Origin of the sequence: Desulfosporosinus sp., assembly GCF_014237355.1 — a bacterium.
Taxonomy (GTDB): Bacteria; Bacillota; Desulfitobacteriia; order Desulfitobacteriales; family Desulfitobacteriaceae; genus Desulfosporosinus.
The window spans coordinates 157,725-179,491 of the sequence record NZ_JABZFS010000080.1; the positions used below are offsets into that span (position 1 = coordinate 157,725).

Here is a 21,767-nt window from a genome sequence, read left to right on the forward strand (position 1 = left end):
TCACAACTTGTTAATCGTGCTTCGTGCCTCGTGCCTCGCACATCGCTCTTTGTCTGAAAGCTTCATAAAGCATGACTGACCCTGCCACACTTGCGTTTAGGGAAGTTACCTTCCCCTTCATCGGTAGACTTACAATTTCATCACAGTTTTCTCTAAGCAGGCGGCTTATGCCCCTCCCTTCACTACCAATTACGATAACTCGAGAACCAGTGAGATCTGCCTCGAAGGCCCCTTTTCCCCCTGCTTCAGCCCCCGATACCCAACACCCCTTACTCTTTAATTCTTTCAAAGTTTGTACCAAATTGCTAACCCGAGCCACTAAAACATGTTCAACTGCACCAGCAGATGTTTTGGCTACTGTTCCCGTCAGAGATACACTTCGGCGCTTGGGAATAATCACCCCATGGGCTCCAACAGCGTCAACCGTCCTTAACAAGGCGCCCAGATTATGAGGGTCTTCGATCTCATCAAGCATCAAGATAAAAGGGTCTTCTTGCCGTTCCTCAGCCAGGGCTAGGATTTCCTCTATGCTGGCATATTCCCTTGCTGCAACATAAGCAAGCATTCCTTGATGGCGTTCACGATTTGTTAGACGGTCAAGGGTCTGACGATCTACAAATTGATAAGGTATGTTTCGTTCACGCAACAACGAGATAACTCCTTGATTACGACCACCCGGCCCTTCCGTGATAAGGAGAACTTTATTAATGGGCTTTCCGCTTTTAAGAAGCTCTAATACGGGGTTTTTTCCGTAAACTATTTCATCGTTCAATTAGTTCACTTCTTTCCTTCGAGGGTTTTCAATCGACCGCAGCTATAGGTACCTTGATGACAGACTCCCTGGGTTATACAGGTTGGGCCCGCTTCGCTAAATAGGTTAGGAGCCACACCACGTACTAATTTCAGCATCTTCTCCGCTAGAGAGCGAATTTCCCATTGGGCTCTAATACAAGTACGATGTTCAAAAAAATTCAAAAGTGATCGAGCATTAAAGGTTGCCATTACAGAGGTTGTACAGGCATTTGGCAAAACATAGCGAGCATCCTCGGCAGGCACACAATTTAAGAGTTCCCGATAATCTTTTTGCAAACGAGCCATAACAGTCTCAAACTGCTCCAACGCCTCAAGATTTCGTTGAACACTCGGAGGAACGACGAATTCGAATCCCTTCTCTTCAACATAACGTTGAGAACGCTGAGAGTAGCTTGCAATTCGATGACGTACAAGCTGATGGGATAAAGCTCTAGAGACACCATCTATCGCAAACTGAAAGCTTACATGTTCAAAAGGGGAAAGATGGCCCATCTCCCGAAGCTTTCGGACAAAGCTCGCCACCGTTTTATCATCTAATCGCTCACATAAATCCGATACGGAGTCGGATGAATAGCACAAACGCGCAGCAGCAGCAACTACTTTTTCTGGATCTGGCGTGTGCTGAATAAGATCTACTCTCACTCTAAAGCCCCCCTCTCTCCGTTACTATTAGCATAATTTTATCCAATCAATGCGACTCCCACTCGATAAATGAGAGCGGTTCCCTCGCACTACTTTGATGATTCATCTTCATGATAAATCAGTTCATCCACTTTATTGAATGCCCACCCCATGCGTTCACTCTCACCCTTCAATTGCCAATAGCCTACTAGGCTCTCAAAGGCTGTCGCATGACGGTAGGTCACAACATCCACGTTCTTAGGATGTCCACCCTTGGCATTCCGCCCCCTCATAACAATCTGCAGTTCAACCTCATTAAGATCAGGTAAAAGCGTCTGCAAAACTCGGGCCTGGGTACCAGCACGAACATAGCTAATTGCCTGCTTGTGAAGTTCTTTAACCTTCTCATGTCCCAGCTCAAGCAAGTGGGTCCGAACCCAAAGTTCATAGACTGCATCTCCCAAATACGCTAGGGTTAAGGCATTCATTTCCTGCCAATTTCGCATAAGGTCACCTTTCAAACTACTTCTTAATTTGCCATCTTGCACCTTGAGGAGTATCCTCAATGACAATCCCTTTTTCTTTGAGCACATCCCGAATAAAATCTGCCATTTCCCAGTCCTTTTTCTGCCGAGATTTAGAACGGATCTGCATTACAGCATCCATAACTTCAGTTAGTATTTCATCGTTTTCGACCTGAATTTGGGCCGGATGAAGCAAGTCAAACCCTAAGACATCTCCCAGTTCTAATAACGTCTTTTGGGCCTCTGCAAGCCCATGTGACGGTACAGGATCCTCCTGGACATTCGCATTCATCGTTTTAGCTAATTCAAAGAGGGCTGCATAGGCGAGGGCGGAATTAAAATCATCATCCATAGCTTTTTCAAAGGCTTTACGCGCTTCTTTTGCAGCTTTTAATAACTCCTCATGGCTCCCCTCTTTCTTTGAAGATCCTTCTCGCTTCATGGCCTCCTGAGCCAAACGAACACTGGTTTGTAAGCGTTCCAAGCCCTTTTGAGCCATAATTAGGTTTTGATCATTAAAATCTAAAGGACTGCGGTAATGTGTCCCTAGTAAATAAAAGCGAATTACTTCTCCCGGAGAATTGACCAGCAATTCGCGGATTGTGAAAAAATTGCCCAAGGACTTGGACATCTTTTCTTGATTGATGGTCAAAAACGCATTGTGCATCCAATAACGAGCGAAGGTGTTCCCTTTTAGGTATCCTTCGGTTTGAGCAATCTCATTTTCATGATGAGGAAAGGCGAGGTCTTCTCCTCCACCATGAATATCAAATCCCGCCCCCAAATATTTCAGTGACATAGCAGTACACTCAATATGCCAACCCGGACGCCCTTCACCCCAGGGACTTTCCCAAGCAGGTTCTCCGGGTTTTGCCTTTTTCCAAAGGGCAAAATCCATAGGATGGCGTTTGCGTTCATCCACTTCAACCCTGGCCCCGGCCTTCATATCTTCAAGTGTTCTGCCCGATAGTTTCCCATAGTTAGGAAACTGGTCTACAGCGAAGTAAACATCCCCGTCAACTGCATAACCTAGTCCTGTATCAATAAGGCCTTGAATAATCTTAATCATTTCAGGAATATGCTCTGTAGCCTTTGGGTGAATGGTTGCCGGTAACAGGTTTAGAGCTTTGGCATCTTTAAAGTATTCCTCGATATATTTCTGCCCTAAAGCCAAAGGGTCCATCCCTTCGACGTGTCCTCGTTGAATGATTTTGTCATCCACATCAGTAAAGTTCTGAACGTAACGGACATCATACCCCTTATAGGTAAAATATCTACGAATCATATCGAACACTACAAACATTCGTGCATTCCCCGCATGGAAATAGTTATACGTCGTCGGACCGCATACGTACATCGCAACTTTCCCGTTCTCTCGTGGCTGAAATTCCTCTTTTTGACGTGTCATGGTGTTGTATAATTTCAAAGACATTGTATCGACTCTCCTCTTCCTTTAATCGTTCTTCCAAATATTCTACACGCTGCATTAAGCATTTCAGCATCTCGTTCACTGGATCCGGAAGATCATCGTGTCTTAAATCAGGATCTTTAATCGGTACCCCATGATGGAGGACAATCCTCCCCGGTACCCCTACTACCGTCGTATCACTAGGCACCGGCTTATTAACAACCGATCCTGCTCCAATTTTTACATTATCTCCAACTTTAAAGGAACCTAGTACTCTTGCTCCTGCCCCAATCACGACATTGTTTCCAATGGTCGGATGCCTTTTGCCTTTTTCTTTGCCCGTACCACCTAAGGTAACCCCTTGATACAAAGTAACATTGTCACCAACTTCTGTCGTTTCACCAATGACCACACCCGTTCCATGGTCAATAAAGAGACCTTGCCCAATCTTCGCACCTGGATGTATCTCAATCCCTGTCAGAAAGCGGGAAAGCTGAGAGATCATACGAGGTAAGAGGACCAGATTATGACAGTACAACCAATGAGCCATTCGGTGGAAAAGCACTGCATGAAACCCCGGGTAACAAAATATGACTTCCCAAATACTTTTTGCTGCAGGATCTCGTTCGAAAATAACCTGAATATCGCGCTTCATCTGTCCGAACATCTTTAGCCTCACCCTTTCTGACGTAGGGATTCATGAATTGTCCCTACCCTGAAAAAATTATTGGACAACACAAAAAGCGGAACCCCTCGTCCAGAGACGAAAGTTCCGCGGTCCCACTCTGTTTGAACGGACATGCCGCTCCAGCTTAAGACTTTTAACGCAGTCAAACGGATTGAAATACTTTAAAATTCTTCCAATCAGCTCCGAGACGCACTTCCAAAAACTCCTTGCAAATGGCTTCCACTACCCCATTTTCGCTAGTCGCAATTCCTCTTTGTACTCTTTCTCATCATCGCCTTAGATCTTCATTAAGTTTAATAATCTAAAACACTAAAAGCAATTTTATTCTATTATAGGTTAGTCGCCAATCCCTGTCAATCACTACGTCCAACTGACTAACTCCAACTCTAACTACTAACCTAAATAACGCACCTTTGTTACCCGGATCCGCTCTAAAACATTCTCAAGCCCTAACAAGGGGATAATATCATAGAGCTCCGGTCCATGCATCTGCCCAGTCAAAGCCACTCGAACCGGCATGTAAACAAATTTGCCTCCGAGCTTAAGCTCCTTTGTCATTTGCTTTAAAAGGACTTTCACAGTTTCTCCAGAAAGCTGTTCTGAACTCTGTACTTTTTCCATAAACAATTCCAGCACTCTCGGTACCTGCTCTCCCTTGAGTACCTCTAATGCTTCCCCTTCAGGCTCCAACGGAACATTTCCATGAAAATAGTGGATATAGTCCTTCACTTCAGCCATATAGGATATTTTCTCTGAAATAGCTTTAATAAAGCCAATCAACCATTGCTGTTGCTTGTCCGACCGCTTCTCATCTGGACGAATACCCAATTCTTCTAAATGAGGTAAAGCGAGTTCTACTAATCGTTCTGGAGAGGATTTTTTAATGTAATGAGTGTTAATATAGTCCAATTTATATCGATCAAACACCGCCGGACTCTTTGATACCCGATCTAAAGAAAATGCCTCTGCCAATTCATCCAGGGTATAAAACTCTTCTTCCCCTGATGGTGACCATCCAAGCAGGGCAATAAAATTAACTATTGCTTCCGGGAGATATCCCTTCTTCTGATAGTCTATAACCGCAGTATCCCCATCACGCTTGCTCATCTTTCCTCCTTCTGTATTAAGAATAAGAGAAATATGTGCAAACTCAGGTACAGGTGTTCCTAACGCTTGATATATCAGAACTTGACGTGGGGTATTAGAAAGATGTTCCTCTCCTCTAATTACATGGGTCATTGACATGGTAATATCATCCACAACGACAGCAAAATTATAGGTAGGAATTCCATCCGATTTAACGATAACGTAATCTCCGATCCCATCACTTTCAAAAACAACATCCCCGCGAACTTGATCCGAAATGTGAATTGCTTGCCCTTCGGGCACACGGAAGCGCACCACAGGCTTTCGACCATCAAGCTCCAACGCCGCTCGTTGCTCTGGAGTTAACTGCCGACACTTCCCCATATAACGTGGAGTTTCCCCTTTGGCGAGCAAAGTTTCTCGTTCATGCTCTAACTCTTCTTCAGAGCAGTAACAATAGTAAGCGTGCCCACTAGTAATAAGCCTCTCGGTGTACTCCTTATAAAGCTCTAGGCGATCTGTTTGGCGATAAGGACCATTCTCTCCGCCAACCTCGATCCCTTCATCCCATTGAATATTCAACCACCGAAGGGCTTCTAAAATATTATGTTCGGATTCTCTACTAGAACGTTCTAAGTCAGTATCTTCACTACGGACAATAAATGTTCCCTTGTTTTTGCGAGCCCATAAATAATTAAATAAAGCCGATCTTGCCCCTCCTATGTGAAGCGGACCTGTTGGGCTGGGTGCAAATCGAACACGAATCTTCATCATTAATCCTCCAACCTCTTTAAGCTAACAATTGCTTGAGCACCAATTCCTTCTTCTCTTCCTACAAATCCAAGTCGTTCCGTGGTTGTTGCTTTTACAGAGACACACGCTTCCTCAACATTCAATACTTGTGAAAGGTTAAAGCGCATTTTAGATATGTACGGGGCAAGTTTTGGGCGCTCCGCCATAATTATACTATCTAAATTTCCTACGCGATACCCCTGTGATTTAACGAGTCCCATGACGTGACCCAATAAGGTTAGACTTGAAATACCACGATAGCGTGAATCATGATCGGGAAAGTGTCCTCCGATATCTCCCAAAGATAAAGCACCTAAAAGGGCATCCATAATCGCATGAGTTAGTACATCGGCATCCGAGTGCCCCAGCAAACCACGTTCATGCGGAATTTCAACCCCACCAAGAATCAATGATCGTTTCTCAACCAATGCGTGTACATCATAACCGATTCCTACTTTAATATTCAACCCCCCATTCTCGAAATTCGATGTTCGTGGTTCGAAGTTCGACGACCCACGATCAGCTGTCATTGCAATGAAAGCAGCTCAAGCACTGTGTCATCCTGAAGGAGGGGCGACTGGAGGATCTAGATCCTTCGCATCGCTTAGGATGACTATCTACGTCTCGCGCGTCGCTAGTATTCGTTCAGCTAACCACAAGTCCTCTGGCGTGGTCACCTTAATATTCTCCTGCATACCCTCTACCATCTGTACAGGATGCCCCATCCATTCTAACAAGGATGCATCATCTGTGCCATAGTATCCTGCGGAAGCTGCTCGATCATGTGCGTCTTCTAATATCCCACGGTCAAAGATTTGTGGGGTTTGAACAGCACGTAAAAGTTCACGCGGGAGAGTTTCGAGCACGTTTCCTGCTATGTCAATCTTCTTAATGGTGTCTTTAACTGCAACTCCCATAATTGCAGCAGGGTATTCTTGGGTTTCATCTATAAATTTATGAAATGCCTGTAATGTTAAAAGGGGCCTCGCCCCATCATGCACCACTATCCGTTGAATAGTGGTACTTAGAGCTCGAACCCCTGCACGAACGGAATCTTGACGAAAAACGCCACCTTTGCAGATTGCAACAATTTTATTAAACCTCTGGCTATGAACAAGTTCCTCTATAACGGAGAGATCACCTTCTGCCCCCACAATAACAATTTCAGAAACAGCATTAGATTCTTCGAAGAGTCCTACCGTATGGGCTAAAATCGGTCGTCCCATTAAAGTAAGAAATTGTTTGTTATAGCCGGCCCCCATCCGTTTGCCTTGACCAGCTGCAGGAATGACGATCCCGATATTAGCCAATCGCATTCACCTCATCCGTCGAACGAAGGCCCATCGTCTTTTTTTCTAGGGAAGTTTTGGGTTTGGCAAAAATCATGCGCCCGGCAGCCGTTTGAAGAACACTAGTCACTAAAACGAGAACATTTTGTCCCATATACCTCCGTCCCATATCCACAACAATCATGGTTCCATCATCAAGATAGGCGACACCTTGACCAGGCTCTTTTCCCTCTTTCATAACTTGAACCAGCATCTCTTCTCCAGGCAAAACAATGGGTTTTAGGGCATTGGCCAGTTCGTTAATATTTAAAACCTTAACTCCTTGAAGTTCAGCTACTTTATTAAGATTGTAGTCATTCGTCAATAAAGGAGCTCCTAAAACTTGCCCTAACCGTACCAATTTGCTGTCGACTTCATTGATATCCTCAAAATCCTGTTCATGTATATGAACTTTAATGATCGTTTCCTTGGAAATTTGATTAAGAATATCAAGTCCTCTGCGCCCACGATTTCGTTTGAGTAAGTCTGAAGAATCGGCGATATGTCTAAGCTCCTCCAAAACGAAACTCGGAATAAGTAATACTCCTTCTAAAAATCCAGTTTTAACTATATCCGCGATTCTGCCATCGATAATTACACTGGTATCTAGAATTTTATAACTTACTGACTCACGTGAACGGCTAATTTTAACTTCCTTGCTGTCTTTTTGTTTATCAGTTTTTTCCGACTTGTCTCCTCGGTCACGGAATTTCGGAAAGAAGTTAAGGAAGCCCAAGACATCCTCTTTCCGTTTCATTCCAATTGTCAAACCCAGGTAACCTACAAAAAGACTTATTAAGACCGCCAAAAGTGGACCAAAGAATTTAATACTAATAAACGAGTTACTAAATAAACTTGCAATAATAAGTCCAATAATCCCACCGATGGCCCCACCCATAAGATCATTTGTAGGAACCTTGGTTAAGCGCGAATCCATCCAACGCATTAAAGAAATAAAAGAGCGGATACTAGACGGAGCAACTAAAAACCCTATGATACCAAATAAAATACTCATTATGGCGTAAGTCCAAACAGGCGATCCATTCCATCCAAACGTTTGAAAGAAATCCAGGCTTATAAGTATATGGTTGAGATAAAAACCTACCGCACCAAATAATAGAGTGATGATACCGCGTATTAAATTGCGAATCATCTTTTCACCTCCTTTTAACATATTTTGACTAAAAGTCTTTCCAATTATACTTTGTATTTCATTAATTTTCAACCAAAGGTAATTTAATCCTATTTGCTCTTCAGTTAAACTAATTGAAGCAGTAATCCAACCTCGAATGTCTAGGCCAATTCGTGGGCTTTCTCATGGTCTGCGAGCACTGCCGGCGCCTGCAACTGCAAGAAGTTGACACTTGCGAAGACAGTGTCTGCAAGAAAAGCTAATACGTGCGAAGACAGTGTCTTCGTGTGTGTGTGGTGGGCGCCAGCCTAGTCTAATAAAGAGCATTTTATGATAATAGCGAATGTACCATTGGTTGGTCCTTAAGTCGCTAATCTCAGGCCAAAATCAAAGCAGATGAAAGCCATTGTCTGACTGCTTCTTCTTCAGACCCTTCAGTCAAAACAAGTTCACTAATCAAAATCTGGCAGGCATTTTCATACATCTTCTTCTCCCCCGTCGAAAGGCCTTTTTCATTATCTCTCTGGGCGAGACTCCGAACAACATTTGCAACCTCAAAGATATTTCCACTCTTGATTTTTTCTAAGTTGGCACGATAGCGCCGATTCCAGGCCAAGGTAGCTGCCGTATCTTTAGTTCTCAGTACCTCCAAAACATCTTTGACCATGGAAGGAGAAATAACTTGTCTCAAGCCAAGGTTCTCCACATTGTTCAAGGGAATAAACAATTTCATATTCCCTACTGGTAAATGCATTACATAGTATTGGCTTTTTTCCCCAAGAACTTCTCGTTCTTCGATCGACTCAATAATTCCGGCACCGTGCATCGGATAGACAACTTTGTCACCAACCTTAAACATTCGGCCACCCCCTTATCTATATATTATAGCAAGGAACATAGCCGGGGTCAAAATTTTAAAATTATATCACACATGTCTTTAGCCTGTCAATTTCCCTTTTTCAGCCTTAAATCTGTTGAAAATTGACAACAGCCTAGCCTCCTCGTTATAATAGAGATGGCAGAAAGGAGTGAGGATAGCACACATGGAGCAACTCACTGACCAATTCCAAGGCACGGTAAAATCTCTGTTAATCCGACATCAAAGCATTCTGGATATCTTGTCCAAAGGGCAAGAAACTTCAGCTCGTGTTAACCGAGCCGTCGTCAAATCTGTGACTAGTTGTGGTTGCCACGCAGTGAATGCGCGTAAGAAACCGATTCCACCAGATTCAAGTGTTGCCGATTTGAGAGAGCTCTTGGACAGCCAACTTGAAGGATATGTTTGCGATAACTGCCGGGATATTATAGAGGCAGAATTAGGCAAGCAGCTCTTTTATATAGCAGCTCTGTCCAACGCTTTAGACATCTCCCTAAGCGATGTCCTCTACCAAGAACTCAAAAAACTACAGACGTTAACAATTTTCAATTTAACCTAACCAGACCCATAATATTTTAGTTTTAATGATTTAGCTCCTGCCTTGCAGGAGCTTTTATAGTTTACTCTTCAAGTCTCTGACCAAAAATGTTAAAACACAACATATATAACACTTAGCCTGATTATTAGAGCGTTTATTGTTATATTACTTTAAATTTGTGATCATTTTATGGCGTTTGTATGAAGATACTAATATTGGTTCACCTTCCTTTGACTTATCCCGCATATTTCTAACCATGATTGGTGTAACTAAAGGTGAGGTGGACTAAACATGGGTGGAAAATTAAAGATTGAAATCACGGGGGAAAAAAACGTTCTGGAAATCTTTGAAACGGAGCCTGGGAAAATTGCTTTTGTTATGTATCCCGATGATCCGCAGGATGATACTTGGTTAGAGGTTATTGTAGATACCTCCGAATTTTCAAGTTTATTTAAACGATTAATTGACGAAGATAAACAAGTAGTAACTAAGGAACTATAGAGAGGTTCCTTAGTTACTACCTTGTTAATCTCTAATTTACTATAGGCTTATCCAATTCAGTAAAGTCTCCCACTTCACTAAGCGAAAGAGATGCCTCCTGCCTGCCCTAACTTCACTTAGGCAAGTGAATTATTGCCTTAAATAAATCGCCGTCTATTTCTACATCAAAACTTCCTTTCTGAATTTCAACTAGACTTTTGGCAATAGATAGTCCTAGTCCACTACCCTGGCTGCTTCTGGATTCATCTCCCCTTTTAAATCGCTCCATTAATTCTTCAGAAGAAATATTCAACTCATAGGCAGAGATATTTTTAATAATTAGCATTACCCCAGTTCCTGAATCAATAATATCAATATATACCCTTGACCCTTCCAACGCGTATTTAAATATATTAGATAACAAATTTTCAATAGCTCTCCACAATAATTTACCATCTGCTTTGATAAATACTTTATCTTTAAGTCGGTTAATCCTGAATTCTAACTTTCGATCTTGAACTTTATCGTCCAGTTCCCCTAATCCCTGAGTTATTAGAGACTCAATGTCTATCTCTTCAAAGTTTACTGGGATATTTCCGCTAGAGGCCTTAGACGCCTCAAATAGGTCCTCAGTTAAGGTTTTTAAGCGTTGTGACTTTTGGTCAAGTATTTCTAGGTATTCTTTTGCCTTCGCCAGATCCGTTTCACTCTTTAATAAATCGACATAGGTGATAATAGACGTTAAAGGAGTTCTAATATCATGGGATACATTGGTAATTAATTCAGTCTTCAGCCGTTCACTTCTAATCTCATTATCAACGGCTTTATATAACCCATCAGTGATACTGTTTATATCCCCAGCAAGTTGGGCAAACTCTCCGCCTCCAGACACATTTATAGTATAGTGGATATCTCCTTCTTTTACCCGCTTTACCCCTTCTTTTATAGCGCTGAATTCCTTAACCTTTCTAAGAGCAATCCAGGCTGCTATTCCTAGAGTTATTGGAAACATAAAGAAGGTTATGGCTACTAATACTGGATACCCTATTACGATTAAAACAACCTTTATTCCAACACTCCCACTATCGTAAATCTCTTTAATGAATTTGAAAATTTTATAGAAAATGGCATAGAATAAAGTGTGTTTTAAAAACGTCTTATTTTTCAGATGTTTAACGAAGGAAAGAAGGAATATTAAGCCCAAAGAGGCGATGAACAAAGTCACCGGGTACATAAGGTTATAGATTGGGACATGATTTATTTGACTTATAGCTGCGATCCAAATGGCTATCAGGGTAAAGCAAATCACAATCTTAAAATCATTATAGATTCTATCGACAACGTTTAATGGAGTCTCTTGACTCTCCCCATTCTTTCTACCAATGACTACAAGCAGATAAATAAACGCTAAAGCCAACCCCAAAGAAAAACCTGTTATTTGATATAGACCCTTAGTGACTAATACTTTATTTTCTTTCCACTCTCCGATTCTGGAATTTAAGAATTCTTCATTAAAGGCAATATACATCTTGTCTTGGTGTCCTAATTGATTGGTATTTGAGGTAATCCAGTAATAATGAGGATTTTCCTGTATTTCTTGCGGAAAGACCTTGTATTCCGGTCCATCGAATACCATGTAGGATGGAAACGATTGGAAGTGATCTTTGGTTTTATTAGTACTATTCGTGAATACAGTTTCACTATCAACTGCATAGTAAATAAGACCTTGATATTTTTCTAATTCCCGTAAAACTGAATTATAGGCTTGAAGTTCTTCGGTTATTAACCGATCTTTTAACTCTGTAAGTTCAGCAGCATAAACTTCTTTGAAGAGTACATAATTTTCTTCATGTGTTAAATTCGGATTATAACTTCTTGAATTGTTTTGAAAATCCCAAAACAAATTTTCTTCCCTTTGTCTGATTTCTATCTCCTTGAGAGAACCACCCTTCAAAATATGTTCCTCACTCTTATAGTTTTCTGTTATATTTCTTAAGCTTGTGAGGATATTACTGCTGTCACTCACGTAATCAGTACCGAGAAAATAGCTCTCTTCAAAGGCAATACCAAAATCAGCATTCTTTATTATAATAATGTTTACAAATATCATTAGGGCACTCGTAAAACAGACGATTGCAACTATAAAGGCAATCAGCTTTATTACTACTAAGTGGCTATATTTTTTCCACTTTATATCCAATTCCCCACACCACCTTCAAATATTTCGGATCCTTTGGATTAATTTCAATCCTCTCTCTTATTTTTCTGATATGGACAGCCACGGTATTTTCCGCACTAAAGGCCGTTTCTTTCCATACTTTTTCATATAGTTCGTCGATAGAAAAAACTCTTCCCGCATTTGCAGTCAACAATTTTAAAATCTTATATTGGACAGGAGTGAGCTTGACTTCGTCACCATCAACCGTTACCATCTTTCTCTCATCATCAATAACAAGTCCGCCTGTTTTATAGACATTACTTTTGTTTTCCAAGCTCCCTAGTGTGGTATATCTTCTTAACTGAGACCTTACCCTTGCAATCAATTCTAAAGGGTTAAAGGGCTTCGTAATATAATCGTCCGCTCCCATATTTAAACCCATTATTTTGTCAGTATCCTCAGTTTTCGCAGATAGCATAATAACCGGTATATTCCTTTCTTCTCTTAACTTCATCGTTGCCCTTAGTCCATCCATTCTAGGCATCATAATGTCCATAATAACCAGATGTATTTCGTTTTCCTCAACGACTTCCAAGGCTTCTAAACCATTGGAAGCTTTAAATACTTTATAGCCTTCGTTCGTTAAATAGATTTTTATGGCATCTAATATCTCTTTATCATCATCGCAAACTAGTATATTAATGATCTATCACCCCAACGTATTGATTTACACAAATTGTATCACATCCTCTACTATTTACTTTAAGGCTATGATATCAACTAAATCTTACTATAAGCTTGTTGTAATTCTTAAGAACTTCTTAAGTTTATCCTTTTCTCCCTATGTAATTCGATCAATGTTAAGAAAGTTCTTTCATAACAATAACGTTAAACTTGTACTTTCTGGTCTATAGTAAAAAGCAGTCGGCTTCCGCCGACTGCTTTTCTAGAAAAGGGATTTTTAAATTGGTTTAAACATTTTTTTACCTGCTCCGCATAATGGACATCTCCAATCATCCGGTAACTGATCAAAAGCAACATCCTTGGGAATTTTACTTTTCTTACAGCCTTTATCTGGATTATATATGTAACCACAACTTGATATTTGGCATTGCCACATTTTGCTTTCTTCGTTCAATTCACTGTCCACCCCCTTAGTTTGATTTTATCACTAATTAGTATTAATTACAATTACAAAGTGCTAATTTAGTTCTTCAATAATATGAAACTCATTATCAGCCTTAGCAGGCTTCATATTCAAATCCATAATTACTTCGTACAAAGTGTTTAGTTCTACAATTTTTAGATTTTTAAATCTCGAAGCATCCCTAACGGTATTTTTAGCAACGTAGACTCGTTTAAAGCCCATTCTATCGATTTCACGAATTCGGGCTTCAATTGATGGGACTTTTTTCAGTTCTCCAGTTAGCCCTACATCTGCCACAAAAACAATATCATTGGGAATCGCTTTATCTTTCACTGATGAAACAATACACATGATAATCGCTAAGCTAACTGATTGTTCTCTAAGTTGAAGCCCACCTGTGGTCTTGATGACGATATTTTTATCGTAGAGGTTAATCTTGCCTCTTTGTTCAAGGATAGAAATCAAGGTATTTAATTGGTCTCTTCTCAAGCATTCTGCTATTCTGGACGGATAAGGAGCGAAGGACTTCGAGACCAGACTTTCAACTTCTACAATAATTGGCCGTGTCCCTTCTTTGATCACTGCTAAGGCGCTGCCCGAAACCGTTTGCCCCTGTCCCCTTTGGGTCATAAAGAATTCCGACGGGTTATCAATGGACAACATTCCTTGTTCGGTCATCGAGAAGAAGCCTATTTCACCTGTACTCCCAAATCGATTCTTGGAGCACCAGGCTCCCCTTAATTCTTCTCCATTTTCACCATTGAGAATTAACACGGCGTCAACCAGATGTTCCAAGGCCCTGAGCCCAGCAATTTCATCATCCTTCGTCATTTGACCTACCATGATTACTGCTCTAGGACGTTTGCTATTCTTGGCAACTTTCAAAAGTTCGCTGGCACATTCCATGGTCTGAATGGGAGAACCAGGACGAGAATTATGTTCATCGAGGGTAAAGGTCTGGATGCTGTCAATAATAATCAAATCCGGGTCAAGCTCTTCAATCGAGGCCAGAACATGGTTCATACTTGTATCAGAATAAATCCATATGTCGCTCTTACTTTCCTTAAGAATGCGATCTGACCTATTTTTTATTTGGCTATCACTCTCTTCAGCTGAGGCATATAAAACCTTATAGCCCTTCGAGGCAACGTCATCCGCCACTTGTAACAGTAAGGTTGATTTTCCTGCACCGGGCCTAGCTGTCAAAATAATAATGGAATCTTTAACGATACCTCCACCAAGAACCCTATTAAATTCACTGATGCTCGTCACGATACGATCGCTGTTGCCAGCTAAAACGTCAGATAGCTTCTTCGGATAGGTCTTTCTCTTACTCTGTGAAGACATTGTTTTGGGTTGACTCTCTGACTCTTCAAAGGTATTCCATTCCTCGCATTTTGGACACTTACCCAGCCATCTAGGACTTTCTGATCCACAGTTAGAACAGCGATAGATTACTTTGATCTTCATGCAACGCCTCATTTCCTCTGGGAATCCCTGGATTTACCCCAAAATAAATACTTATTCAATAGTATATCAACGATTTAATGAAGTAGGGGCAATTCACAAATTGCCCCTACTTCTATCAATTATTCTTTGTTTCTTACAACACTACTTAAAGCTTGGAAAATTTCATTTTCCCTTCCTCTGCTTCCACGCGAATTCGATCACCATTTTTGAACTCTCCTTCGAGAATTTTCTCGGAAAGAGCGTCTTCGATTAATCGTTGTATAGCCCGACGAAGAGGTCGAGCTCCAAAAATCGGATCGTTTCCCTCCTTAGCAATCAGTTCGACCGCACTGTTATCAACCTGAAGTTCCAAGCCATTTTCCCTTAGACGCTTATTGACCTGTCGAACCAAAATTTCGGAGATTTTTACTAAGTGTTCTTTTTGGAGTGAATGAAAAACGACTAATTCATCAATACGATTCAAAAACTCAGGACGGAAAGAGCGTTTTAACTCATCCATTACATGTCCTCGCATATTTTTGTAATCCGTTTTTTCATCTTTCTTTGCTGCAAAGCCCATGGCTTCCTTCTTAAGGAAGGAAGAGCCTACATTCGAGGTCATGATAATCACAGTATTTCGAAAATCGACTGTTCGTCCTTTAGTGTCTGTTAATCTCCCATCTTCAAGGACCTGGAGTAAAATATTGAAGGCCTCAGGGTGTGCCTTTTCGATCTCATCCAATAAAACGACACTATATGGTTTTCGCCTTACCGCCTCGGTAAGCTGACCTCCTTCATCATGTCCAATATATCCAGGAGGCGCTCCTACAAGCCGAGAAACCGCATGTTTCTCCATATACTCTGACATATCAATGCGAATTAAAGCTTTTTCATCCCCGAACATTCCCTCTGCCAAAGCACGACCAAGTTCTGTTTTACCAACGCCTGTTGGTCCAAGGAAAATAAAGGAACCTATGGGACGTTTAGGGTCTTTCAGCCCTGCCCGTGCTCTCCGTACCGCCCGAGCTACTGCTGTAACGGCGTCCTCCTGCCCAATAAGTCGTTGATGAAGAAGATCTTCTAAATGCAAGAGACGTTCACTTTCTTCTTCGGCAAGTTTTTTGACAGGAATTCCTGTCCAGCTAGCTACTATCTGTGCGATATCCTCCCCAGTCACCATGGCATTTTCTTTATAGCGCTTAGTTTGCCACACATCTCGTTGCTCAGCAAGTTCACTACGAATTTTTTGTTCCTGGTCTCGGATTTGAGCAGCTTTCTCAAACTCTTGACTAGAAACCGCTGCCTCTTTTTCTTTTTTCAGGCGTTCCGCTTCTTCTTCCAGAAGTTTTAAATCAGGAGGAGCAGTATAACTAGTAAGTCGAACACGTGAAGCTGCTTCATCCATTAAATCGATCGCCTTATCCGGCAGGAATCGGTCCGAAATATAACGGTCTGACAGGCGTGCAGCGGACTCAATCGCCTCATCCGTTATCTTCACTCGATGATGAGCTTCGTAACGATCCCTTAGACCACTCAGAATCCCTATTGCTTCCTCTACGGTAGGTTCACCAACATTGATCGGTTGGAAACGACGCTCTAGGGCTGTATCCTTCTCAATATATTTTCGGTATTCTTCTAATGTTGTAGCCCCTATACATTGTAATTCGCCTCTGGCTAGAGCGGGTTTTAAGATATTTGCGGCGTCGATTGCACCTTCTGCAGCACCAGCACCTATCAAGGTATGAAGTTCATCAATAAAAAGTATGATATTCCCGTCCGCACGGATTTCCTCCATTACTTTCTTTAAGCGCTCTTCAAATTCACCACGGTATTTACTTCCTGCCACCATTGAGGAAAGGTCTAAGGTAATAACTCGTTTGTTGACCAAAATTTCCGGAACTCTGTTATTCACAATGCCTTGTGCCAGTCCTTCAGCAATGGCTGTTTTACCAACACCAGGCTCTCCTATAAGCGCAGGATTATTCTTGGTTCGTCGGCTTAAGACCTGAATGACCCGTTCTATTTCCTTTTCCCTTCCAATCACTGGATCTAGACGTCCTTCTCGCGCCTGCAAAGTAAGGTCTCGTCCGAACTCGTTAAGAGCGGGCGTATTAACCGGCCCCGCATTTTTAGATGTCGGTACGGAGTTTGGGGCTGGTATTGCGGATTCATCTAATTCTCCACCTAATAACTTAACAACCTGTTTCCATACCCTTTCAGGCCCCACATTGAGGTTCCCCAGGATGCGGGCCGCTATTCCTTCACCTTCCATAATCAGACCCAGCAGTAAATGTTCGGTTCCAATATAATTAACTTCTTGCCGATGAGCTTCCTCATTAGCTAATTCTAGAACTTTTTTGACTCGGGGTGTAAAACCGACTTCTCCATTAAAAGGCTGGCCTACCCCGGTTATTTGTTCAACCTGACTTCGAATTTTAGCAAGGTCTAGGTTCATTCCAGTTAAGGCTTGGGCAGCAATTCCTTCCCCTTCCTGAATTAACCCAAGCAATACGTGTTCAGTTCCTACTACTTGATGTCCCATTCGTTTGGCTTCACTGTGAGCTATTGCTAATACCTTTTGTGCACGTTCAGTATAACGACCTTTCATTATTCCTTCATCCTTTCTTTATGTGATGCGCGCGATTCGACGCCGAGTTTGAACTAGTAGTGAAAGCGAAGTTTCATTACTGTATCGTGCCTCGGTCTTCGCACATGGCGTTTCGAATTAGACGAGCCCGCTCCTCATCCCGTTGGCTAGGATCAAGCCCCCGATCGAGAATGTATTGCAAGCATCCAGGGCGGGTATCGACGATTAACGTAGCAAAGCAATCCTTGGTCTTCGGTAATATCCCCATATCAGACCCTAATTTATCATGCGACAAAAGATGCATCGCATCTTCGGAAGAAAGCAGCCGTGCATTTTGCAAAGTACCTCGAGCCCTCCAAACTTTATCCTCTAAAAGCATAGGCATTTGCTGACGCAGGTTTTCTCGGGCTTGAAGTTCATGCTCTACGATCTGTCTGGTTACCGCATCTAAATGAGTTAAGATATCTTCTTCACTTTTACCCAGGGTAATCTGATTGGAGATTTGATAGATGTGCCCAAAGGCCTGAGAACCTTCCCCATATAACCCACGGACAGCCAAACCTAAGCGGGCCGCCGCTCCTAGAACCTGTTGAACTTGTTTAGTAATAACCAAGCCAGGCAAGTGGACCATAACTGAAGCCCGAAGCCCAGTTCCTACATTCGTAGGACATGCAGTGAGGTACCCTTGACTTTCTCTATAGGCAAAATCCAGCTTTGCCTCCAGAAGATCATCTAAGGCTGTTGCCAAGCGATGTGACTCAATTAGCTGATTACCCGGTAAAAGAACTTGAAGTCTTAAATGATCTTCTTCATTTACCATGACTGCATAACGATGATCAGAGTTCAACGCTACACCACACGCACTGGTCGTGCCTCCTAAACTAGGACTTATTAAATGTTTTTCGATCAACACTTGTTTTTCTACATCATTTAGCTCTGCTAGGGATATATAGTGAAGATTCTCGTCATTTCCTTCCACATAGCCTAAGGCTTGGGAAATAATCTTTTCAACTTCGGCAGCATTTTCTTGGCTTAGGCCATGGGGAAAAGGAAATTCCTCGAGGTTACGCGCTAATCTCACTCGACTGCTAATAACGACTGGAGAATCTGTTTCGCTCATCCAGGCACTTTGCTGTAAAAGAAGTTCCTTACGACTCACTTTTTTCCCCTCCCGTCGATTGTTCAATTTTGCGAATCTGATCTCTTACTATAGCAGCCTCCTCAAAGGCTTCTTGTTCAATCAAGTTTTTAAGTGTTTCCTTTAATTTTCGTTGTTCCACTCGACTTCTAATCTCAGCTCCACGTCTTACAGGGATCTTACCGACATTTTGCCCTCCACCATGCACTCGACGCAACAACGGCTCAAGCTGATTTTCAAAGGTTTCATAACAGGTGCTGCAGCCGAGCTTTCCGACTTGGGTAATTCGAGAAAAGCTAATTCCACATTTAGGACACTTCATCTCCATAGGTTGCTCTTTTGTCGTAGCATTAAAGCCAAAAAGTGCTTGTAAAAACTCCGGTACAATAGCGGGATGAAAAACCAAACTTACTTCCTGAGTTTTTTTAGCACAAGTCTCGCAGAGGTAGACCTCACGAGTTTGTCCATTTTCTGTTATAAACAATTGCATAATAGCCTCTTTCTGTTGACAATGTTGACAAAGCATTCTAACTCCTCCTTTACACCAAATCATCTCTACTTAAGGTTGTTAAAATATCCTTCATAAGGCGTGCCCGCAAAGCATCCCAATCTCTAAATTCTCCACCTAAATTATTGCCAGAAAGCACGCTCTTAATCAGCGCCGCTTCCCTAGGAGTTATTAGTTCCTCATCTAAAAGCCGTTCCACCAAGGCATTTGATCGGTCACGGGAAAGTTGTTCTCCAACTAGTTGACGCATTACTTGTTGATACTGCCCTTCAATACCCAATCCTAAGCGAATTATTCTCAGATATCCTCCGCCCCCTCGGCGACTTTCGACAAGGTACCCTCTTTCAACTGTAAAACGAGTGTCTAATACATAGTTAATCTGAGATGGAACACAGGCAAACTCACCTGCGAGCTCACTTCGTTGTAACACAATATATCCTTCTGATGTTTTTTCTAGAATCTGTTTCAAGTATTCCTCAATGCGATCCGCTAGGTTTCCCATTGTTTATGTCTCCTTGTCAACGTAATATTTCTAGATACATATCATTGACCTTCCCTGACCTTCTAGTTATATGATACCCAAATTTATATATTTTTGCAAAGATTTTTTGCAAAAATTTAATAGGTTATTGCAAGATGTATTTATTGGATTTAACCCTAGCCTTAGTTAGACGAGCTTAACTGAAAAAGGGTTACGTCTATTTTCTGACGTACCCCTTCTCCTCTCTGAAAAATATCTGTTTACAACTACTTTGAAACTATAACAAAGTAAAACCAAGAAGATAGTGTTAGTAAACCAACACCGCCCAACAACCAAATGACAGGCTGCCCTTCAAGTCGTTTTGAATATATCCCTTGTAGCCGTGAGGGATTTCGCTCTATTTGCTCAGTAGGTTTAGCAATGGATGGTTTGCCCAGAGATTCACTCAGTTTCCGCATTCCAACTTTAGATGAGGTCACCCGAGGGGATATATCTATCCATTGCAACGAGCCTTTTAGCATTAGGTTAAGCTCCTTGGAACTTAGCCAAACATAGTTCTCTTTCATGGTTTTCCTCCACTAGTCCTCGATCCAATCAGATTAAGGTAAGTATTCCCCAGTTTCTAGTGGTTCAATCTCCCTAGGGAATTAGCGCCACTAGTTATAGTTTCTATCTAGGACGAAAAAATCCCTGCCGCTTAGGCAGGGACCTTTGTCCTTAAATTCTACAAAATCTACGCTATTATATCATCAAACGCACATACTCCAATGTCTTATTACCAAATCATCAAAAATAATCTTAAAGAACTATTAATTCTCTTGGTGTTACGGATAAATATCTTGCACCCAGGTCAGATTCAATGACGACTGTATCTTCAATCCCAACGACTCCAACCCCGGGGAAAACAAACTTAGGTTCAATAGCCACTACCATTCCAGATTCCAAGACCTCACTGGATCCTTTGCTAATGGTTGGGAGCTCATCAAGTTCTAGGCCTACACCATGCCCAACAAAGCGGACCTTCGCTGTTCCATAGCCCATGAAATTATCTCCGTAAGGCGTATTCTCCTGGACCCAGTTTAGAATTTCTTCATAAACTTCACCCGCTACCCGTCCCGGTATCAAGGCCCTGCGAATTCTCTCCTCCACCTGTCTTGCTGTCTCATAGGCGATTGTCAGCTCTTCGGATAAAGGTCCTAAACTCAAAATTCGGGTTTGGTCAATCTGATAACCGTTAACGACGGTCACCATATCTATAACAATCGGTTCACCTTTCTGAATCTGCTCCATAGAAGCTCCATTCGGATGGGCAATGGAGATACCTTGTCCTGTGACAGGCCCATCAAAGCAACTACGAACTGCTGCTCGAGCACCTGAAGCGATTACACCAACATGAAACTCAGAATCAAATCCTCGCATACGAACGTGACCACCATGACCGAGTGACCTTGCCTTGCCTTCTAACAATCCTTCGAATTCGACCTCACTCATCCCAGGATGAAGAACTTCCTTGGCAAATTCGAGCACCAAGGGTAAGATTCTTGCACTTTCTTCAAGTCGAGCTATCTCCCAACTCGTCTTAACTGAACGCTGTCGGCGTACCTCTTTGGAGATATCCACCATCCTAACTTCCGGAAATGTTTTACAATAACGCTCATACTGATTTACAGGGAGAACATCCAATTCCAGTCCCAATAGTCTTGGCAAGGGGAGTCCGGCTTCTTGGATATTATTAGGAATTTTTGACATCCCTCTAAGGGGAAAGACCTCCCAAGAACTTTCCTTCTGAGCTCTGTCGAAATCTCGATAGGCAAGGACAAGCGGCCTTCCTTCCACCGGAATGTAGATATGAACATTTTGAGCAGTCCCCGTATAATAGAGTGTATCCGCTCGTTGAACCAATAGTGCTCCGTCAATTTCCCTCTTCCTTAGGTTGACTTGAAAATCAGCAACTCGTTTTTCTAATTCTTTACTAGGTACTCTCATTCCTTCCCCTCCGTTTTGTGTAATAT

The 21,767-nt window shown here is 42.0% G+C and carries 22 protein-coding genes and 1 other annotated feature; of the genes, 2 read left to right on the top strand and 20 right to left on the bottom strand.

Translation table 11 applies throughout. From position 1 onward, the window contains the following. Positions 1 to 10 precede the first annotated feature (10 nt). From rlmB to HGJ98_RS20200, 10 genes are all read right to left on the bottom strand, one after another. Positions 11 to 772, bottom strand: a complete 762-nt coding sequence (gene rlmB, locus HGJ98_RS20155; protein ID WP_291353495.1) for a 23S rRNA (guanosine(2251)-2'-O)-methyltransferase RlmB — start codon at positions 770 to 772, stop codon at positions 11 to 13. Between the two features lie 5 nt (positions 773 to 777). Further along, on the bottom strand, positions 778 to 1,455 hold the full coding sequence (gene thyX, locus HGJ98_RS20160) for an FAD-dependent thymidylate synthase (RefSeq protein WP_291353496.1): 678 nt from the start codon (positions 1,453 to 1,455) through the stop codon (positions 778 to 780). Positions 1,456 to 1,544: 89 nt separating this feature from the next. Beyond that, entirely contained in the window at positions 1,545 to 1,940 is a 396-nt protein-coding gene (locus HGJ98_RS20165; RefSeq protein WP_291353497.1) for a ribonuclease III domain-containing protein, read from the bottom strand. 16 nt (positions 1,941 to 1,956) lie between these two features. After that, a complete protein-coding gene (gene cysS / locus HGJ98_RS20170; RefSeq protein WP_291353498.1) occupies positions 1,957 to 3,390 on the bottom strand; it encodes a cysteine--tRNA ligase in 1,434 nt (477 codons plus the stop codon). Continuing rightward, positions 3,287 to 4,033, bottom strand: coding sequence for a serine O-acetyltransferase (gene cysE, locus HGJ98_RS20175; RefSeq protein WP_291353499.1), 747 nt, complete (start codon positions 4,031 to 4,033; stop codon positions 3,287 to 3,289). The genes cysS and cysE overlap by 104 nt, the downstream gene beginning before the upstream one ends. An 89-nt stretch (positions 4,034 to 4,122) precedes the next feature. Further along, positions 4,123 to 4,335, bottom strand: a binding site (T-box leader). Positions 4,336 to 4,447: 112 nt separating this feature from the next. Further along, positions 4,448 to 5,911: a glutamate--tRNA ligase gene (gene gltX, locus HGJ98_RS20180; RefSeq protein ID WP_291353500.1), complete on the bottom strand. Its 1,464-nt coding sequence runs from the start codon at positions 5,909 to 5,911 to the stop codon at positions 4,448 to 4,450. Positions 5,912 to 5,913: 2 nt separating this feature from the next. Further along, on the bottom strand, positions 5,914 to 6,462 hold the full coding sequence (gene ispF / locus HGJ98_RS20185) for a 2-C-methyl-D-erythritol 2,4-cyclodiphosphate synthase (protein ID WP_291353501.1): 549 nt from the start codon (positions 6,460 to 6,462) through the stop codon (positions 5,914 to 5,916). Between the two features lie 87 nt (positions 6,463 to 6,549). Continuing rightward, a complete protein-coding gene (gene ispD / locus HGJ98_RS20190; RefSeq protein ID WP_291353502.1) occupies positions 6,550 to 7,242 on the bottom strand; it encodes a 2-C-methyl-D-erythritol 4-phosphate cytidylyltransferase in 693 nt (230 codons plus the stop codon). Next, positions 7,235 to 8,413 (bottom strand): PIN/TRAM domain-containing protein, encoded by a 1,179-nt coding sequence (locus HGJ98_RS20195; RefSeq protein ID WP_291353503.1) that lies wholly within the window; start codon positions 8,411 to 8,413, stop codon positions 7,235 to 7,237. Before HGJ98_RS20195 ends, ispD begins: the two co-directional genes overlap by 8 nt. Positions 8,414 to 8,768: 355 nt before the next feature. Then, positions 8,769 to 9,251, bottom strand: coding sequence for a CarD family transcriptional regulator (locus HGJ98_RS20200; RefSeq protein ID WP_291353504.1), 483 nt, complete (start codon positions 9,249 to 9,251; stop codon positions 8,769 to 8,771). A 184-nt stretch (positions 9,252 to 9,435) separates the two neighbouring features. Here HGJ98_RS20200 and HGJ98_RS20205 point away from each other — a divergent pair, with 184 nt between their 5' ends. After that, a complete protein-coding gene (locus HGJ98_RS20205; protein ID WP_291353505.1) occupies positions 9,436 to 9,828 on the top strand; it encodes a DUF1573 domain-containing protein in 393 nt (130 codons plus the stop codon). 270 nt (positions 9,829 to 10,098) lie between these two features. Beyond that, a complete protein-coding gene (locus HGJ98_RS20210; protein WP_291353506.1) occupies positions 10,099 to 10,308 on the top strand; it encodes a hypothetical protein in 210 nt (69 codons plus the stop codon). A 112-nt stretch (positions 10,309 to 10,420) separates the two neighbouring features. Here HGJ98_RS20210 and HGJ98_RS20215 read toward each other — a convergent pair whose 3' ends face one another. From HGJ98_RS20215 to HGJ98_RS20260, 10 genes are all read right to left on the bottom strand, one after another. After that, a complete protein-coding gene (locus tag HGJ98_RS20215; protein WP_291353507.1) occupies positions 10,421 to 12,487 on the bottom strand; it encodes a HAMP domain-containing sensor histidine kinase in 2,067 nt (688 codons plus the stop codon). Further along, positions 12,462 to 13,148, bottom strand: coding sequence for a response regulator transcription factor (locus HGJ98_RS20220; protein WP_291353550.1), 687 nt, complete (start codon positions 13,146 to 13,148; stop codon positions 12,462 to 12,464). Before HGJ98_RS20220 ends, HGJ98_RS20215 begins: the two co-directional genes overlap by 26 nt. A 258-nt stretch (positions 13,149 to 13,406) precedes the next feature. Beyond that, the gene (locus HGJ98_RS20225) at positions 13,407 to 13,583 is read right to left on the bottom strand and encodes a rubredoxin (protein ID WP_291353508.1); all 177 of its coding nucleotides are present in this window, start codon (positions 13,581 to 13,583) and stop codon (positions 13,407 to 13,409) included. Between the two features lie 63 nt (positions 13,584 to 13,646). Then, complete coding sequence (gene radA / locus HGJ98_RS20230; protein ID WP_291353509.1) at positions 13,647 to 15,062, bottom strand: DNA repair protein RadA; 1,416 nt, start codon at positions 15,060 to 15,062, stop codon at positions 13,647 to 13,649. 145 nt (positions 15,063 to 15,207) lie between these two features. Next, a complete protein-coding gene (locus tag HGJ98_RS20235) occupies positions 15,208 to 17,649 on the bottom strand; it encodes an ATP-dependent Clp protease ATP-binding subunit (RefSeq protein ID WP_291353510.1) in 2,442 nt (813 codons plus the stop codon). A 76-nt stretch (positions 17,650 to 17,725) separates the two neighbouring features. Continuing rightward, positions 17,726 to 18,787: a protein arginine kinase gene (locus HGJ98_RS20240; protein WP_291353511.1), complete on the bottom strand. Its 1,062-nt coding sequence runs from the start codon at positions 18,785 to 18,787 to the stop codon at positions 17,726 to 17,728. Next, entirely contained in the window at positions 18,777 to 19,292 is a 516-nt protein-coding gene (locus HGJ98_RS20245; RefSeq protein WP_291353512.1) for a UvrB/UvrC motif-containing protein, read from the bottom strand. Before HGJ98_RS20245 ends, HGJ98_RS20240 begins: the two co-directional genes overlap by 11 nt. A gap of 13 nt (positions 19,293 to 19,305) precedes the next feature. After that, entirely contained in the window at positions 19,306 to 19,776 is a 471-nt protein-coding gene (locus tag HGJ98_RS20250; protein WP_291353513.1) for a CtsR family transcriptional regulator, read from the bottom strand. Positions 19,777 to 20,021: 245 nt separating this feature from the next. After that, positions 20,022 to 20,321, bottom strand: coding sequence for a hypothetical protein (locus tag HGJ98_RS20255; protein WP_291353514.1), 300 nt, complete (start codon positions 20,319 to 20,321; stop codon positions 20,022 to 20,024). A gap of 232 nt (positions 20,322 to 20,553) precedes the next feature. Beyond that, positions 20,554 to 21,741, bottom strand: a complete 1,188-nt coding sequence (locus tag HGJ98_RS20260) for a Xaa-Pro peptidase family protein (RefSeq protein ID WP_291353515.1) — start codon at positions 21,739 to 21,741, stop codon at positions 20,554 to 20,556. Between the last annotated feature and the right edge of the window lie 26 nt (positions 21,742 to 21,767).

What these genes read in the sequence shown, in the direction of transcription:
- HGJ98_RS20235 (WP_291353510.1), bottom strand. Translation starts at nt 17,649, where the DNA reads ATGAAAGGTCGTTATACTGAACGTGCACAAAAGGTATTAGCAATAGCT.
- HGJ98_RS20250 (WP_291353513.1), bottom strand. Translation starts at nt 19,776, where the DNA reads ATGGGAAACCTAGCGGATCGCATTGAGGAATACTTGAAACAGATTCTA.
- cysS (WP_291353498.1), bottom strand. Translation starts at nt 3,390, where the DNA reads ATGTCTTTGAAATTATACAACACCATGACACGTCAAAAAGAGGAATTT.
- HGJ98_RS20205 (WP_291353505.1), top strand. Translation starts at nt 9,436, where the DNA reads ATGGAGCAACTCACTGACCAATTCCAAGGCACGGTAAAATCTCTGTTA.
- HGJ98_RS20260 (WP_291353515.1), bottom strand. Translation starts at nt 21,741, where the DNA reads ATGAGAGTACCTAGTAAAGAATTAGAAAAACGAGTTGCTGATTTTCAA.
- HGJ98_RS20200 (WP_291353504.1), bottom strand. Translation starts at nt 9,251, where the DNA reads ATGTTTAAGGTTGGTGACAAAGTTGTCTATCCGATGCACGGTGCCGGA.
- HGJ98_RS20165 (WP_291353497.1), bottom strand. Translation starts at nt 1,940, where the DNA reads ATGCGAAATTGGCAGGAAATGAATGCCTTAACCCTAGCGTATTTGGGA.
- HGJ98_RS20195 (WP_291353503.1), bottom strand. Translation starts at nt 8,413, where the DNA reads ATGATTCGCAATTTAATACGCGGTATCATCACTCTATTATTTGGTGCG.
- radA (WP_291353509.1), bottom strand. Translation starts at nt 15,062, where the DNA reads ATGAAGATCAAAGTAATCTATCGCTGTTCTAACTGTGGATCAGAAAGT.
- gltX (WP_291353500.1), bottom strand. Translation starts at nt 5,911, where the DNA reads ATGAAGATTCGTGTTCGATTTGCACCCAGCCCAACAGGTCCGCTTCAC.
- HGJ98_RS20245 (WP_291353512.1), bottom strand. Translation starts at nt 19,292, where the DNA reads ATGCTTTGTCAACATTGTCAACAGAAAGAGGCTATTATGCAATTGTTT.
- HGJ98_RS20210 (WP_291353506.1), top strand. Translation starts at nt 10,099, where the DNA reads ATGGGTGGAAAATTAAAGATTGAAATCACGGGGGAAAAAAACGTTCTG.
- cysE (WP_291353499.1), bottom strand. Translation starts at nt 4,033, where the DNA reads ATGTTCGGACAGATGAAGCGCGATATTCAGGTTATTTTCGAACGAGAT.
- HGJ98_RS20255 (WP_291353514.1), bottom strand. Translation starts at nt 20,321, where the DNA reads ATGAAAGAGAACTATGTTTGGCTAAGTTCCAAGGAGCTTAACCTAATG.
- ispF (WP_291353501.1), bottom strand. Translation starts at nt 6,462, where the DNA reads ATGACAGCTGATCGTGGGTCGTCGAACTTCGAACCACGAACATCGAAT.